The organism is Arcobacter aquimarinus (genome assembly GCF_013177635.1).
GTDB lineage: Bacteria > Campylobacterota > Campylobacteria > Campylobacterales > Arcobacteraceae > Aliarcobacter > Aliarcobacter aquimarinus.
Window position 1 is genome coordinate 260388 of sequence record NZ_CP030944.1, and the last position, 15626, is coordinate 276013.

A 15626-nucleotide genomic window follows, 5' to 3' on the forward strand; every position below is an offset into this window, starting at 1 on the left:
TTAAAATGACTATATTTGAACTAAAATGCGAAGCATATTTAAAAGAGAATATTGAACTAAAAGATAGTTTTGATATTTTGTCAAAATCTATAAGTGGTTCAATTTCTTTTAATAAAAAACTTGATGAAGTTGTTAAAAATTCTATTAAAGATTACTGTTTTGGAAACTTTTATCCAATAGAAAAAGATAGAATTTATAAAAAAGATAAAACTTATAAGTTTGTGATTAGAAGTATAAATAAAGAATTAATAGATTGTCTGGAATTTTTACTTGTAAAAAATATAAATAATAATTTTTTGCAGGTTTTAAATTGTGAAAAAAAAGAGATAGAACAATTTTTTATTAGTGAATTGTATAGTGCAACACCTGTGATTGTTTCAGACAGAAGAGATGAGAAAGGAAAACAACTTTTTTGGTCTTTACATTATAATGGAGATATGCAAACTTTACAAAATAGACTTCATAATAATTTAGAAAAGAAATTGAGATATTTTTATAGTGAAGAGTTAAAAGAGTCTAAGAGTTTTATTCAAGAAATTGAATTAAAAAATGAAAAACCTCAATCTATATATTTCAAAACTATAAAAAATAAAAAAGAAAAAATTATAAGACTAATAGGAAATAAATTAAAGATTATTCCAAAGAGAGATGAAACTTCACAAAAACTAGCTTTTTTATCACTAGCTGTTGGACTTGGTGAAAAAAGTGGTTTAGGTGGAGGTTTTTGTTTTGGTAGGGGATAAAATTTTTTAAGAAGATTTATCACCTACACACATAAGATTGAGTATTTTTTCTTGATTTGAGCAAAAACTTCCATCTTTTTCAATCAAAATCAAATCTTTTGCATAACCATTTAAAGTATGAAGTTTAGCACTTTCTATTTCTACATTAAAATCATCAAATATTTTAGCAATATAAGCAAATAAACCTTTTTGGTCTTTTGCAACTATATGCATAGAAGCTAGATAAGCTGTATGATTACAGTCTATTTTTATATTTTCTTTTTTTATAATTGGCGTTATTAATGAAGTTCTTTTAGTCATGTCAAAAGAGTCTTTTATAATCTCTTCGATAAAAAATAGGTCTTCATCACTTATTTTCTCAGAAAATGATATTTCGAAAGCTTTTTTATTATCATAAAGTTTAAAGATATTCATAGAAGCAATATTTAGAAATTCTAATTTTCCAAGTAAATATCCCAAATTTAATGGAGACTTTCTAATAATTCTAATAGTTAATTGTGATTCATTTATAATCTTGTAAATATAATTATCAACATCTTTTGCTTTTATTGCAATATCCAAAATATCTTCTGCTTTTAAACGTAAAAATATCTGATTAGAAGCTATATACATAATTTTCTTTTTTAAGATATTAGGTAATTCTTTATATTTTTCAAGATTTTTTATAGCATTTTGTTTTGCAATTCTTCTTTTACTTTCATTTAAATACTCTTGATTTTCAAAAGCAGGAAGAGATTGATTATACAACTGTTTTAATAGTGAAGCTGTTGAACTATTAAAGATATTTTTCCCAACAGCAGAAATATCACAATAAGTAACCACATATAACATCTTTAAACTCTCTTTTGTTTTTAAAAGACCAGTAAAATTTAAAATAGTTTTTTCAGAATATATATCTTCATTTGTTGCCATGTAAGACATCATATTATGGTATCTAACAAGCCTTGCTCCTGTTTTTATAAACTCTTCATCAAAATCAAAAGATTTCATCATACTTTTAAATAGTTTTTCACCAACAATATGATGGTCTTCTTTTCTTCCTTTTCCAATATCATGAAAAAAGGCTACAAGTCTTACAAGAGTTCTTTGTTCATTAGTAAGTTCATCAAAAATTGATTTTATGTGAACATCTTCTATATTTTGTGCAAATTTCAAAGTATTAATAGAGTGAATATCAACAGGATGCTTGTGATAACCATCAAATTGAGGTTGGTCAATCATTTTTTTTGTACTGGGAAGTACAGCTTGAAATAATCCAGCATTATAAATAAGTTTGATTAAAGGATATAAGTTAGGTCTTGATAAAAGATTTTTAACACTTTTCTTAAGTTCTTTTGTTTGAACTTTAGGAAGTTTTGCTTTACTTGCATAATAGATATATGACCTATCAAACTCTTGTACATGAGTTGGAAGTTCTATTAACTCTTTTAATAAATTATTCAAAGTTTGAGGTTTTGTATTAAAAGAGCAAAATAGTTTATTCTCAATAATATAAAGGTTTTTTTTGAATCTAAATTCTTTTAGTTTAGAAATATTTGAACTTTCAAATAAAACTTCCCTTGTAAATTTTTTTACCATAGTTGCTGTGAAATTGTGAATAATATGTAAGCTAGATAAAATTTTTGCCATACAAAGTCTATCTTTTGTATATCTAGTTCTATTTTTAAACCCAAGTTTAGAACTTAAATCAGGTAAAATATCAAAGGTTACTTGGTCTTGTTTTTTTCTTGCAATATTATGTAAAGCATTTCGCACTTGAAAAATAAACTCTAAAGCTTGTCTATATTTTTTATACTCTTCTTCACTAAATTGAACACCAATTAAATCTTTTGTATTAGTAACTCCATATAAAACATTTGCTATCCAATACATTAAGTTTGACTCTCTCATTCCACCATAACCATCTTTTATGTTTGGTTCCATTTTTAGTGGATATTTTAAAAGTCTTTGTTTATGTTCTTCTAGTTTTGCAAGAATAAACTCTTTTTGTTCAGTTTTTCTAATAATTTTTAAAATATTTTGATAACCATACCATAAAATTTTTGAGCCATAAATCATTCTTGATTCTAAAATAGAACTTTTTATAGTTATGTCACCTTTTACAGCTTCACTTATCTCTTTTAATTCATGAACTCTTGAACCTAATTTTAATCCACAATCCCAAGCTAAAGTTATGAATTCTTCCATGATATCTTTTAGGTTATAACCCTTTATATTTTCATATAAAATCATAATGTCAATATCTGAATAAATACAAAGCTGTTCTCTTCCATAAGAACCAAGAGCAACTAAACTAATAGGAATTGATGAACTCATAGGTTGATGCGAACCAAAATTTTTTCGTAATATATATTTGTATAAAAGAACTAAAAATCTATCAGTATGTTTTGTATGTTTTATAAAAAAATCTTTTCCACCCGTTGTTTCAACAGTTGTATCTATTGAATCTAAATAGTTTTTGTAGTAGGTTTTGAAAACCTTAGAGATTTGAAAATCTGTAGCATTATTTGAGATTAACTCTTCGATTTGTATATTAAGTTCTGTCATAATAAATCTTTATAAATTTCCAATTTTTTTCTTAATGTTATCCTATTTAAGCCTAAATGTTTTGCAACTTGCACTTGAGATTTATATTTTTTTGTAGAAGCTTTTAACAAAGGAACTTCAAAGATATATGATAAATCTTTATATGAATTTTCTCCATATAAGTTTTCACTAATATATTTTTCTAAAAACATTAAAATTTCATGCTCTCCAATAGTTTCAAATAGATATGAAAAATAAATAGACTTTCTTAAACTATGAGTATTATTTGAGATATTTATGATAAGTTTTGATTGGGGAATTAAAGGCATATCTAAAATAGAACTAGCTTCTTGTGAAAATTTATTTATTAAAGCTTTGGTATCTTCTTCTCTTTTTGTTAAATTTGGTATTTCAAGATTTATTGAAAAAATATCTTTGATTTTTTGGTTTAGATTTTCAGTTTGAGATATGGCAATTACTCTAATGGAATTTTCTTCAATCCATCTTAGAAAAAGATCTATGTTTGTTATTTCATTTATTTTATCAATAATAATTGCTTCATTTTGTAAGATTAATACTTCATCTGTAATATCTTTTTGTAAGTTTTTTGCTTCGTAAATTTCTGAATGGGGTAATATATATTTTGCTAGTGATTTTTTTCCAACACCATTTTCACCTAAAATAAGGGCATTAACTTCTACTGCTTGTAAAAGTTTAGCAGAGTTTAAAATTTCTTTGGAAATACTATCTTTTGCTATATATTCTTGCATATAAAATTACCTCTATAAATCTAAAAATTTGAATTACTTACCAATCATAAAATATTATACTGTATAAAAATGAAAAAATTTCAAAATATTGTATAAAATTTATACAATATCCCAATTGAAATAAAAATAATTATTTTTAATAAATAATGTGTAATAATACAAATTATATAAATAATACAAATAAGGCTCAATTTTGAAAAATAAGGAAAGATATATAGTTATCAATGTAATAGTATTGTTATTTATTTGTTTGTTGACTATATTTATTGGAGATTATTTAATATCAAAAAAAGAGAAAGAGTTATTAGAACAAAAATATAGTTTGATATCAAAAAATTTAAAAGAAAAAAGTTATTCATTGATTGAATCTAAAAAAAATGCAACATTAGCTTTGACTTTAACACTAAGTGAAAATGAAAAAATAAAAAATGTTCTTTTATCAAAAGGTGAAATAAAATATGAATTAAATCTTTTAAGTGAAAAATTAAAAAATTATACAGATTTTAGAAACGTTTGGTTTCAAATGATTGATAAAGATGGTGTATCAATATATCGAAGTTGGACAGAAGATAAAAATGATAAAATTAAACTCTTTAGATCAGATTTACATCCATTACTAAAAAGTCCGAAAATTCAAAATAATATTAGTGTTGGAATTTATGATATTACTTTTAAATCACAAATTCCTATTTATAACCAAAATAATTTTTTAGGAGTTTTAGAAGGAATTACACATTTTAACTCTATTACTAAAGAGTTGAAAAATAGTGATTTGGTTGAAGTAGTTCTTTTAGTTGAAAAAAAATTTACAGAACAATTAAGAAAAAATAGCTTTACAAATATATTTTTAAAAGATTATTATGTTGCAAATTTTGATTCATCAACAGAATTATTAAAATATTTAGAAAATCAAAATTTTGATGATTTATTGAAAATTGAAAATTATTTTATAAAAGATGGAATGTTGATAACAAACGTTATTATAAATCAAGATAATGACAAACTTGCAAATATGTTATTATTTAGAAATTTAAATTCCATAGATATTTCAGAGATTAATCAATTTAAAAAACATGCTTTTTCATATTTGACGTTTTTTTTGATTGTGTTTTGTTTGACAATTTTTGTAATAGGATATTATTTATATTCTAAAAGGTTAAGAGAGTTAAATCAAATTTTGCAACAAACTGTAAATAAAGAGATTTTAAAAAATGATGAAAAGAATAAAATTCTTTTTCAACAAAATAAAATGGCTGCAATGGGTGAAATGATAGAAAATATAGCTCACCAATGGAGACAGCCATTATCTGTTATAACTACAGCTGCTTCATCTATTAAATTGAAAAAAGAGTATGGATTACTTGAAGATAAAGAGTATGAAGAATCTATGAATTATATTATTGATACAGCAAATTATTTATCAAATACTATTGATGATTTTAGATATTATTTTTCTCCAAATAAGAGTAAAAATCTTTTTAATAGTAAAAAATTAGTTGAAAAAGCAGTCTCATTATTAAATTTGTCTTTTAATGATAATCAAATAGAAATAATAAAAAATGTAGAAGATTTGGAAATTACAAGTTTTGAAAATGAACTTTTACAAGTAATTATCAATATTTTAAATAATGCACAAGATGAATTAATCAAAAAAGAAAAAGATGAAAAAAGGTATATATTTATAGATTTATTTAGACAAAATGATAATCTTAAAATAAAAATAAAAGATAATGCAGGCGGAATAAAAGAAGAAATTAAAGATAGAATTTTTGAGCCTTATTTTACTACAAAACACAAAAGTAAAGGAACAGGAATTGGTCTTTATATGTGTGAAGAGATAATAATCAAACATATCAAAGGAAAAATAGAAGTTTCAAATGAAAAATACACCTACAACAATAATGAGTTTGTAGGTGCATTATTTAAAATAACAGTTCCTTTAACTTAATTTACTTCAACACTATTTTGTTTATATCTTTTTGAGGAAAAATTAATAAATATAGTCAGAGATATTAATATTAGTGCGATACCAGCTATTAAATAAAAAGCATTTATCATTTGGTCATAGTCATTAATAGCTATTTTAAATACTACAATTAAAGCTTCAATAGACAAAGCAATTATAATAGTTGTTAAAAACTTTGTTAATATTTTTGTTTCTACCTTTGAATTTTTTGAATAAGATTTGAAAAATACTTCTTGTTCTAATATAGTTTTTGCTAAATCAAAAATAGCAATACTTAAAGTAAGAGCAATGATGGGTTTAAATATCATCTCTAAAGATAATTCATTTTTTGAAAATAGATAAAAAGTAAAATCATATAATGAAAATAAAATTGTAATAATTGATAAAACCATCATAGAAAAACCAGCTACTATATAAAAACCTTTTGTAACACTATGAAAGGGTTTATTTAATTCAACTAAATTTAGTTTTTGTAACAAAATATCTATTTGAAAATCAAGAAAAAATATTTCATCATCCTCTTTTATAGTTACAGTCACACAAGTATTTCTTGTAGCACTACTTATATAAGGTTTTGAAAAAGCGATATTTGATTCTTTAAAGTGTAGTTTTGAAATAAGATGTGATCTATCTTTATTTCTTGCATTATCATCATTTTTATATCTATAAAAATTTGATGAGGTTTGTATTTTTGTATCTTTATTTATTATGTAAACAAGTTCAAGAGAAGGAAAAAGTTTATATAGTTGTTTAAAATCATTTTTTTTGTGATTTGATAAACTCCCTATATTTTTAATACTCTCTTGTAAGAAATATTCTATATCTTCTTGGTGTTGTATATAGGTTTCAAAAAATTCTTTCATTATAAACCTTTGAATATTTTTTATTTTATTATATAAGATATTAGGTTTTTATTTTGATGTAATTTGTTTATTATTTATACAACTGTTATTTTTTGATATTAAACTCTTTTATCATATTATCAGCAAGTAGTTTTAAATTTGCCTTATCAACTTCTTTTTCTACTCCATTTTCAAGATTTAGTATATTTACATGGAATTTTTCTAAAAAAGTAAGAATTTTAGGATCTTTTTTAAATGAATTATTAACCAATGCTCCTTCATCAAGCATTTCAATAACCAAATCTTTTTTACCCATAAAAGCAGCATAATTTATAGGTCTAATTCCAAAAGCATCAGGTAAGTTTATAATTTCCTTATTATAGTGATGCAATAATTTAAAATATTTAGTTGTATTTTTCCAAATACAACTATGCATAATACTTCTTCCTTTTTTATCTCTAGCAAAACAATCAGCACGAAGCTCTAAAAGTAATCTTATAGTGTATTCACATTTTTCAGTAACTGCAATATGTAAAGCAGTTAAGCCTTCATTGTTTTTTGCATTTATATCAACACCTGAATTTACAAGGCTTTTTATTGTATTTAAGTATAACTTTTTGTCTTTGATAAGATTTTTATAGTTATATTCCATAAGTTTAAAGATTATGTTATTCCCATCTTTATCTTTTTGATTTAGATTGATGTTTTTAACTCTTAAAATTTTAAATAGTTTAAAGTTAAAGTGTAAAATAGATTCAAAAAATAAAGGTTCACCTTTTGAATTTAATTTATTTATATCAATTGTACAATTTCTTAAAAGACCTTCCAAAACAGTTGGATATTCACCATCTTCATTTAAAAGAATTTCATATGCAAAGTCTAGCTCTTTTCTATTTTGTGAATGTAAAATAATATCTATTAAAATTTCAATAATTGATTTCCCATAACTATTCTCTTTTATTGGGTCTGCGCCTTTTTCTAGATAGAATTTGATTAAATCACTGTTTTTAATTCCACCTAACACTAAAAGTAATAAAACTGTATCTCCATTGAAATTTTCATGATTTAGATTAAAATCTGAAGATTCTAAAAGTAAATTTATAAGTTCTCTATTTTCACTTCTTGTTGCATAAAATAGAGCATTTTCTTCTTTATTATCTACAGCTTCTACATTAACTCCAAGTTTTATTAACTCTTTTATCATTTCAAAATGACTCTCTTTTTGAGCTGTATCATCTTTTGGAGTTTCTAAGAAGTGATTTATTGATTCCATTAAAAGAGTTGTATTATCAGCGGTTTTACTATTTATATTACAACCTAGTTCAACAGCTTTGTGAAGAATCGAAATATTTTCTATTCCTTTTGATATTGCATAAAATAGAAAATTCTTGCCATTTTTATCTAAAATCGTTGGATTTGCACCTAAATCCATCAATAGTAAGGCTAATTGATTGTTTTTTAAAACTATTTCTTTATGTAAAACTGTATTTCCATCTTCATTAATTTGATTTATATCTACTTCTTTTAATAAAGCTACTTTTTTTATAATATCAAGATTTCCATTCGCGATAGCGTCAAAAATAAGATTATTCCCATGAATATCACAATTTCCTTTTGAAGAAGTAATTTCTATCAAATAAGTAACAATTCTATTATTTGCACTAATAACAGCATCTTGTAAAGCAGTTCTTTTATAAATATTTAGGTGATTAATATTTGCTTTGTGTTCAACTAATGCTTGCATAATAGCAGTGCTTTTTGCATGAACTGCATAAAATACTGCTGTTTCTTTTTGAGAGTTTTCAATTTCGATATCAATTTTATTATTTAATAACCATAATAAAGATTGAAATAAATCTTTTTTACAACAGTAGTGTAAGATATGTTCTTCATTATAATATAGACTATTTAAATCAATGTTCAATTCTGTGTAAATTTTAGTTATTTTATCTAAATTAGGAGTTGTACTAACCAACTCTTTTACTAGTTCTTCCTCTGTAAACTTGATTTTATTGAGAAACTTATCAAACATTATTTTACCCATTTTAAATTATAAATTTTTTGAGATTATATAATAAAAAAGCATAATAGTGCTTCATAAGTAGATAAATTTGAATAAAAATATATTATGGATAATTAATATACAGACAAACTGTTTACAAGATAGATAAAATTTTTTATAATGGTGATATATAATTTGACAAAGGAGTCTTATGGAAAATTTTACTGATGTAAAATATATTTTAGATGGTTTTCTGTTTGTATTTGCAGGAATCTTAGTTATGTGGATGGCGGCTGGTTTTGCTATGTTAGAATCAGGTTTAACAAGAACTAAAAACACAGCAACAGTTTTAACAAAAAATATAGCATTATTTGCAATATCTTGTATTATGTTCTATTTTGTAGGATATAACTTTATGTATGGTGATGGTGGAGCATTCATTGGAAGTGGAGCTATGTTATCAGGAAAAACAAATGAAGAAATGGGATATCCTGTTATGGCTGATTTCTTTTTTCAAGTTGTGTTTGTAGCAACTGCTGCTTCAGTTATATCTGGAACAATAGCTGAAAGAATGAAATTATGGCCGTTCTTAATATTTGTGGTAGTTTTATCAGGTGTTATTTATCCGATTCAAGGACATTGGTCTTGGGGAGGTTCTGAATTAGGTGGATTAATTTCTGGATTCTCTGATTTTGCTGGTTCTACTGTTGTTCACTCTGTTGGTGGATGGGCTGCTTTAGCTGGTGTATTAATTTTAGGTGCTAGAAAAGGTAAATATGGAAAAGATGGAAATGTAAGACCAATTCCAGGTTCTAATCTTACTTTAGCAACACTTGGAACATTTATTTTATGGATGGGATGGTTTGGATTTAATGGCGGTTCTCAACTTGCATTAGGTTCAAAAGAAGATATAGATGGAATTGCTTCTGTAGTTGCAAGTACAAATATGGCTGCTTGTGCAGGTGCTATTATGGCTGCTATTTTAACTCAACTTATTTACAAAAAAGTTGATTTAACTATGGTATTAAATGGAGCATTAGCTGGACTTGTATCTTGTACAGCAGGACCAGATTTAGGTATGAACATAGCATTTATTGAAGGTTTAGTTGGTGGTGCTTTAGTTGTATTTGCTGTTCCTTTCTTTGATAAGTTAAAAATTGATGATCCCGTTGGAGCTTTATCTGTTCACTTAGTTGCAGGTATTTGGGGAACATTAGCTGTAGGTATTTTTAATTCAGAAGTAGCAATATTAGACCAAGTTAAAGGTATAGTAGTTATTGGTGCATTTGTATTTATTTCATCATTTATTGTATGGAAGATTTTAGATTTACTAGTTGGATTAAGAGTTGATGAAGAGACAGAAGTAAATGGTCTTGATATTCATGAAACTGGATTAGAAGCATATCCAGAATTTAAAAGAGCATAATTAAGGAAGTATAATGAAAAAAATAGAAGTAATAATTAAACCTTTTAAACTGGAAGATGTGAAAGATGCTTTAGTTGAAGCTGGAATTACAGGTATGACAGTTTATGATGTAAAAGGATATGGTAGACAACAAGGACATAGTGAACTTTACAGAGGTGCTGAATATGTAGTTGATTTTTTACCAAAAATAAAAATTGATATTATTGTAAAAGATGAAATGGTAGAGTCTGTAATAAGTACAATTACAAACTCTGCAAAAACAGGAAAAATTGGAGATGGAAAAATATTTGTTTCATCTTTAGATGAAGTAGTTAGAATTCGAACACAAGAAAGAGGAAGCGAAGCTGTATAAAAAAGATAGAAGAGAATAATCTCTTCTATCTTGTATAAAAAATATACAATAATATTTTTATTAATAGATTATGTATTGTTATAATTACTAAAAAAAGGAGTAATTATGGATATGCAATCTATCTCTTATATAATAGATACACTCTATGCGATTTTCGCAATGACACTTATTATTTTTATGGTTCCTGGTTTTGCCATGCTTGAAGCTGGAATTGTAAGAACAAAAAACGTAACTTCAGTTTTGACAATAAATACACTTATTTATGCAATAGCATCTTTAGCTTTTTTACTTTTTGGGTATTCTTTAGCTTTTGGCGAGTTGGGAAATGATAGTATGAGTAAATATGCTGCATTTTTATTTCAAATGGCATTTGTAGGAAAAGTAATAAATATTATGAGTGGAGGAGTTAGTGAAAGAGCTAAAATTATCCCGTTAGCTATTTTTACAGTAATTATGGGATCAGTTCTTTACCCTTTAGTTGTAAATATTACTTGGGGAGCAAATTTTTTAGAGGGTACTATACTTGAACTTTCAATGTATGATTTAGCAGGTTCAACAGTAATTCATAGTACAGGTGGTTGGGCATTACTTGCAGCTATATTAATTATTGGAGCAAGAAAGGGAAGATATACTAAAGAGGGTGGAATAAGAGTAATTCCAGCATCAAATATTCCTTTAGTAACTTTAGGTGCATTTTTATTGTGGATTGGATGGTTTGGATTTAATGGTGGAAGTGTTGGATCTATTGCAAGTAAAGAGAATGCGGATTTAGTTGCGTTAACTATTTTAAATACTAATACAGCAGGTTTAAGTGGTGCTATAATGGTAGCAATTATTATGCATTTAATGTATAAAAAACTAGATTTAACTATGATTTTAAATGGTGCTTTAGGTGGATTAGTTTCAATCACAGCAGGACCTGACTTGTATGATATTTATACACCAATTTTAGTTGGAGCAATAGGTGGAGGATTAGTTGTATTAGGGGTTAGTTTATTTGATAAATTAAGAATAGATGATCCAGTTGGAGCTTTATCTGTTCACTTACTAAATGGTATTTGGGGAACGTTAGCTGTTGGTATTTTTGCTTCAAATGGAAATGATATAACTTTAATTGGTCAATTAAAAGGTATTTTAGTAATTGCTGTGTTTACTTTTATTAGTTCATATATAATTTTGTATATAATAAATAAAATAGTACCTTTAAGAGCAGGAAATGATGAAGAGATGCAAGGATTAGATGTTCAAGAGTGTGGATTAGAAGCTTATCCAGAGTTTAAACGAGCATTCTAAATTTAGTATTATGTGGCTTTTCTTGGGCAAAGATAATATTAGTTTAAAAAAATTTTGTTAAAATACGTGAACTAAAAAAAGGATTAATAGTGAAGAAAATTGAAGCTATAATTAAACCATTTAAACTTGAAGATGTAAAGGATGCTTTAGCAGAAGCAGGAATTACAGGAATGACAGTATCTGATGTTAAAGGTTATGGAAGACAACAAGGTCATAGTGAACTTTACAGAGGTGCTGAATACGTGGTTGATTTTTTACCTAAAATCAAATTGGAATTAATCGTTGCAGATGAAAATGTTGATTCAACAATTTCAGTAATCATAGATGCTGCAAAAACAGGAAAGATTGGAGATGGAAAAATATTTGTATCTCCAGTTGAAAAGGTTATAAGAATTAGAACAGGTGAGCAAGATGAGGAAGCTATTTAATGGCTTCTTTATCAACTTTTGAAATAAATGAACCTTTGGATATGCATCTTCATTTAAGAGATGCAGATATGTTAAAACTAGTTGGTCCATTGACTTCTAATACTTTTAGTGGTGCTTTAATCATGCCAAACTTAGTACCACCTATTACAACAAAAGAAGCACTACTTGCTTATAAACAAAGAATAAAAGAAGCTTGTGTTAAAGATAAATTTGAGCCTTATGTAACACTGTTTTTTAAAAATGATTATTCATATGAATTCTTAGCGGATATTAAAGATGATATTATAGGTATTAAACTTTATCCTGCTGGGATTACTACAAATTCTGAAACAGGTGTTGCTTCTATGGATGTTGAAGTATTAAGACCTACTTTAGAATCAATGAGTAAATTAGGTATTCCTTTATGTATTCATGGTGAGACTAATGGTTTTGTAATGGATAGAGAAAAAGAATTTATGCCAATTTATGAATCAATTGCAAAAGTTTTTCCTAATTTAAAAATTATTATGGAACATATTACAACAAAAGAAGCTATTGAATTATTGGATAAATATGATAATTTATATGCGACGGTTACTTTACATCACTTATTGATAACTTTGGATGATGTTGCAGGTGGAATGTTAAATCCTCATCTATTTTGTAAACCAATAGCAAAAAGACCAGAAGATAGAAGTGCTTTATTAAATGCTGCATTAAAAGCTCATCCAAAACTTATGTTTGGTAGTGATTCTGCTCCTCATCCAAAACATAAAAAAGAGTGTTGTGGTTGTGCTGCTGGTGTATTTACTTCACCAATTGCTTTACAAGTATTAACGGAACTTTTTGAAAAACATGATGCTTTAGAAAATTTAAATGCATTTGTTTCTTTAAATGCACAAAGAATTTATAATCTAACTTTAGAGAAAAAAACTATTACATTGATAAAAAAAGATTTTATAGTTCCTGCTATTTATGAATATAAAAATGAAAATGTAGTTCCTATGTATGCTGGCGAATCAATTCCATGGAGTATAGAATCAATAAATTAAAAAGGAGAGCTTAAAATTAGCTACCTTTTTGATTTAGAAGTCTTTTTATATTTTCAGCAGTCTCTTTTGCTTTTATTTCTCTTTCTTCTCTCATAGCTCTTAATGTGTCAAGTGTTTCTTGTTTTTCTCTATCTAAATTTGCTCTTATTTGTATTGCTTTTCTATTATTTGATATTCCAGAAATTGCAGAAAATTTCTCTTTTTTATTTATATAAATTGTTGCAGATGAAGAAGTAGCATTTTTATTAAAAACTATTACATCATCTTCTTTTAAATTTAAAATCTCTTGAGTTGTAAGTTCTGTTTCTGCCATAATAGATTCAATTTTCATTCTAGCACCTGAAATAAGAGTTTTAATATCTCTTTTTCTACTTGATTTTCTATTTTTACCTTCACTAAATATTTTTTCAACAATCTTATTTAATAAAGGTTCAAAATAAGATATTGGATAACAAATAGATAAAAATCCAGATTCTTCATCGATTGTTATTTCTAATACAACAAGTAAAACTATTTCATGGTCAGATACAATTTGAATAGCATTTGCATTTGTATCTCTTGATTCAATTTTGAAATTTAAACTTGAAATATCACTCCAAGTTTTATATAAAATTTTGATAAACATTTTGTAAAAGTGTTCAAGAATTTCTACTTCAATTTCAGTTAATTCTCTATCAATATTATCAGTTGTATTTACAGCACCAGAACCAAGTAAATCAGCTATTATTTTATGTGAAATAGCAGGATTGCACTCAACAACAATTCTTCCATCAAGAGGTTTTATTGAAAGAGTATTTAGTGACGTAATTTGTGGAATAGATAAAATAAATTCTCCATAAGTCATCTGTTCTATTGAGTAAAGTTTTACATCTACAAGTTTTCTAAGCATTGAAGATAAATCATTGATAAAATCTCTTAACATTTTATCATGCATTGTTGAAAATGCTTTTAGTTGATCTACTGTAATTCTATTTGGTTTTTTAAAATCATAAATAGAGTAGTTTTTCTCTTTTGATGCAACTTTATCAAGGGGATTCGTACCATCTATATCCTCACCTTGTTCAGCAATATCTAAAAGAGCATCAATTTCATCTTGACTTAAAAATTCAGCCATATTATCCTCTTATCTCTATATCAACATCAATTGCACCCATCTCTTTTATCATTTTTAGTGTGTCAATTATTTCAGTCATTGGAAGTTTCATTACTTTCATAGAACGAACCAAATCAGATATTGTTGGAGTTCCTTTTGTATTTATCATTGCATTATCAATATTTATAATAGGTTTATCAGCAATTTTAACATCATCTCCTATATCAACACCAGGATTTTTAGCTGCATCGTTCCACTCATTTTCATCTAAAGTAGATTTATCTATTCTTATTGTAAAGGTATCTCTTGCTATTGTTACAGGATCAATTGGAATATCTCCTCCTGTTATAATTGATTCTCTATTTATATCAATAATTAGTTTTTTCTTGAATGTTGCGTCTAGTTCTATATTTTGAACTATTGATAAAAATTTAACAGTAGACATATTTTGAGGTTTTTTTACTTCAATAGTTCTTGTATCAATTGCAGTAGCTAATTTTTTACCAAATTTTTCATTTATTTTTGTCTCTATTAAATCTGCATTTTTAGCTGAATTTTTAAGTAAACTTAATTGAATAGAATCTTCATTTCTTAAATCAAAATCAATTTCATTTTCAACAGTAGCACCTTCATAAATAAAGCCAGTAGTTTTATTATTTTCATTTGAAATAATTGTTCCTTGTGCTAAAGCGTAAACATTTCCATCTACACCTTTTAATTGAGTGATTAAAAGCTCTCCATTATCGACAGATTTTGCATCTCCAATTGTTGAAACTTTTACTTTTATCTTATCTCCTTGTCTTGAAAAAGGAGGTAAATCTGCAGTTACCATAACTGCTGCAATATTTTTTGAGTTAATTGAACCAGCAGGGATTTTTATATAAGAATTTCTAAGAAGATTCTGTAATGATTGCATAGTAAATTTAGATTTATCACCAGTTCCTGGAAGTCCTACTACCAAACCATAACCAATTAATTGATTTTCTCTAATTCCTATAACATTTGAAATATCTTTGATAGTTTGCGAATACAAAGATGATAAAAATAATGTAATTATAAGTAAATACTTCAATATCATCCTCCATTATTAAATATCCAAATATTTTATCGAAAATTTAATAAAAAAAGGTATAATCTATGGTATTAAAATTATT

General features: G+C 25.8%; 13 protein-coding genes. 7 read left to right on the forward strand and 6 right to left on the reverse strand.

All coding sequences use genetic code 11. The annotated features are described in order from the left end of the window. Positions 1-5 precede the first annotated feature (5 nt). Positions 6-743, forward strand: a complete 738-nt coding sequence (locus AAQM_RS01285; protein WP_129094508.1) for a CRISPR-associated endoribonuclease Cas6 — start codon at positions 6-8, stop codon at positions 741-743. 6 nt (positions 744-749) lie between these two features. On the opposite strand, the gene AAQM_RS01290 is transcribed toward AAQM_RS01285, so the two are convergent. Both AAQM_RS01290 and AAQM_RS01295 read right to left on the reverse strand, forming a co-directional pair. Further along, positions 750-3290: a [protein-PII] uridylyltransferase family protein gene (locus AAQM_RS01290; protein ID WP_129094507.1), complete on the reverse strand. Its 2541-nt coding sequence runs from the start codon at positions 3288-3290 to the stop codon at positions 750-752. Next, entirely contained in the window at positions 3287-4039 is a 753-nt protein-coding gene (locus AAQM_RS01295; RefSeq protein ID WP_129094506.1) for a sigma 54-interacting transcriptional regulator, read from the reverse strand. Before AAQM_RS01295 ends, AAQM_RS01290 begins: the two co-directional genes overlap by 4 nt. 193 nt (positions 4040-4232) lie before the next feature. Between AAQM_RS01295 and AAQM_RS01300 the strand changes: the two genes are divergently transcribed. Then, entirely contained in the window at positions 4233-5987 is a 1755-nt protein-coding gene (locus AAQM_RS01300) for a sensor histidine kinase (protein ID WP_129094505.1), read from the forward strand. Here AAQM_RS01300 and AAQM_RS01305 read toward each other — a convergent pair. Together AAQM_RS01305 and AAQM_RS01310 are read right to left on the reverse strand one after the other, a co-directional pair. Next, a complete protein-coding gene (locus AAQM_RS01305; RefSeq protein ID WP_129094504.1) occupies positions 5984-6868 on the reverse strand; it encodes a hypothetical protein in 885 nt (294 codons plus the stop codon). The two genes, AAQM_RS01300 and AAQM_RS01305, sit on opposite strands and share 4 nt — an antisense overlap. Positions 6869-6953: 85 nt before the next feature. Next, positions 6954-8879: an ankyrin repeat domain-containing protein gene (locus AAQM_RS01310; protein WP_129094503.1), complete on the reverse strand. Its 1926-nt coding sequence runs from the start codon at positions 8877-8879 to the stop codon at positions 6954-6956. Between the two features lie 181 nt (positions 8880-9060). On the opposite strand from AAQM_RS01310, the gene AAQM_RS01315 reads away from it, so the two are divergent. From AAQM_RS01315 to pyrC, 5 genes are all read left to right on the forward strand, one after another. Further along, entirely contained in the window at positions 9061-10275 is a 1215-nt protein-coding gene (locus AAQM_RS01315) for an ammonium transporter family protein (RefSeq protein WP_129094502.1), read from the forward strand. Positions 10276-10288: 13 nt separating this feature from the next. Beyond that, positions 10289-10627 (forward strand): P-II family nitrogen regulator, encoded by a 339-nt coding sequence (locus AAQM_RS01320; protein ID WP_129094501.1) that lies wholly within the window; start codon positions 10289-10291, stop codon positions 10625-10627. 105 nt (positions 10628-10732) lie between these two features. Continuing rightward, positions 10733-11920 (forward strand): ammonium transporter, encoded by a 1188-nt coding sequence (locus AAQM_RS01325; protein WP_129094500.1) that lies wholly within the window; start codon positions 10733-10735, stop codon positions 11918-11920. An 89-nt stretch (positions 11921-12009) separates the two neighbouring features. Further along, entirely contained in the window at positions 12010-12348 is a 339-nt protein-coding gene (locus tag AAQM_RS01330) for a P-II family nitrogen regulator (RefSeq protein ID WP_128986906.1), read from the forward strand. Then, the gene (gene pyrC / locus AAQM_RS01335; protein WP_129094499.1) at positions 12348-13379 is read left to right on the forward strand and encodes a dihydroorotase; all 1032 of its coding nucleotides are present in this window, start codon (positions 12348-12350) and stop codon (positions 13377-13379) included. The genes AAQM_RS01330 and pyrC overlap by 1 nt, the downstream gene beginning before the upstream one ends. A 16-nt stretch (positions 13380-13395) precedes the next feature. Here the strand turns inward: pyrC and fliM are convergent, their stop codons facing one another. Beyond that, complete coding sequence (gene fliM, locus AAQM_RS01340) at positions 13396-14493, reverse strand: flagellar motor switch protein FliM (protein ID WP_129094498.1); 1098 nt, start codon at positions 14491-14493, stop codon at positions 13396-13398. 1 nt (position 14494) lies between these two features. Beyond that, positions 14495-15550: a flagellar basal body P-ring protein FlgI gene (locus tag AAQM_RS01345; protein ID WP_228254492.1), complete on the reverse strand. Its 1056-nt coding sequence runs from the start codon at positions 15548-15550 to the stop codon at positions 14495-14497. Positions 15551-15626 lie beyond the last annotated feature (76 nt).

Excerpts from the sequence above, each read along its gene's own strand:
- AAQM_RS01285 (WP_129094508.1), top strand. The coding sequence starts at position 6 with ATGACTATATTTGAACTAAAATGCGAAGCATATTTAAAAGAGAATATT.
- AAQM_RS01290 (WP_129094507.1), bottom strand. The coding sequence starts at position 3,290 with ATGACAGAACTTAATATACAAATCGAAGAGTTAATCTCAAATAATGCT.
- AAQM_RS01295 (WP_129094506.1), bottom strand. The coding sequence starts at position 4,039 with ATGCAAGAATATATAGCAAAAGATAGTATTTCCAAAGAAATTTTAAAC.
- AAQM_RS01305 (WP_129094504.1), bottom strand. The coding sequence starts at position 6,868 with ATGAAAGAATTTTTTGAAACCTATATACAACACCAAGAAGATATAGAA.
- AAQM_RS01310 (WP_129094503.1), bottom strand. The coding sequence starts at position 8,879 with ATGTTTGATAAGTTTCTCAATAAAATCAAGTTTACAGAGGAAGAACTA.
- AAQM_RS01315 (WP_129094502.1), top strand. The coding sequence starts at position 9,061 with ATGGAAAATTTTACTGATGTAAAATATATTTTAGATGGTTTTCTGTTT.
- AAQM_RS01320 (WP_129094501.1), top strand. The coding sequence starts at position 10,289 with ATGAAAAAAATAGAAGTAATAATTAAACCTTTTAAACTGGAAGATGTG.
- AAQM_RS01325 (WP_129094500.1), top strand. The coding sequence starts at position 10,733 with ATGGATATGCAATCTATCTCTTATATAATAGATACACTCTATGCGATT.
- pyrC (WP_129094499.1), top strand. The coding sequence starts at position 12,348 with ATGGCTTCTTTATCAACTTTTGAAATAAATGAACCTTTGGATATGCAT.
- fliM (WP_129094498.1), bottom strand. The coding sequence starts at position 14,493 with ATGGCTGAATTTTTAAGTCAAGATGAAATTGATGCTCTTTTAGATATT.
- AAQM_RS01345 (WP_228254492.1), bottom strand. The coding sequence starts at position 15,550 with ATGATATTGAAGTATTTACTTATAATTACATTATTTTTATCATCTTTG.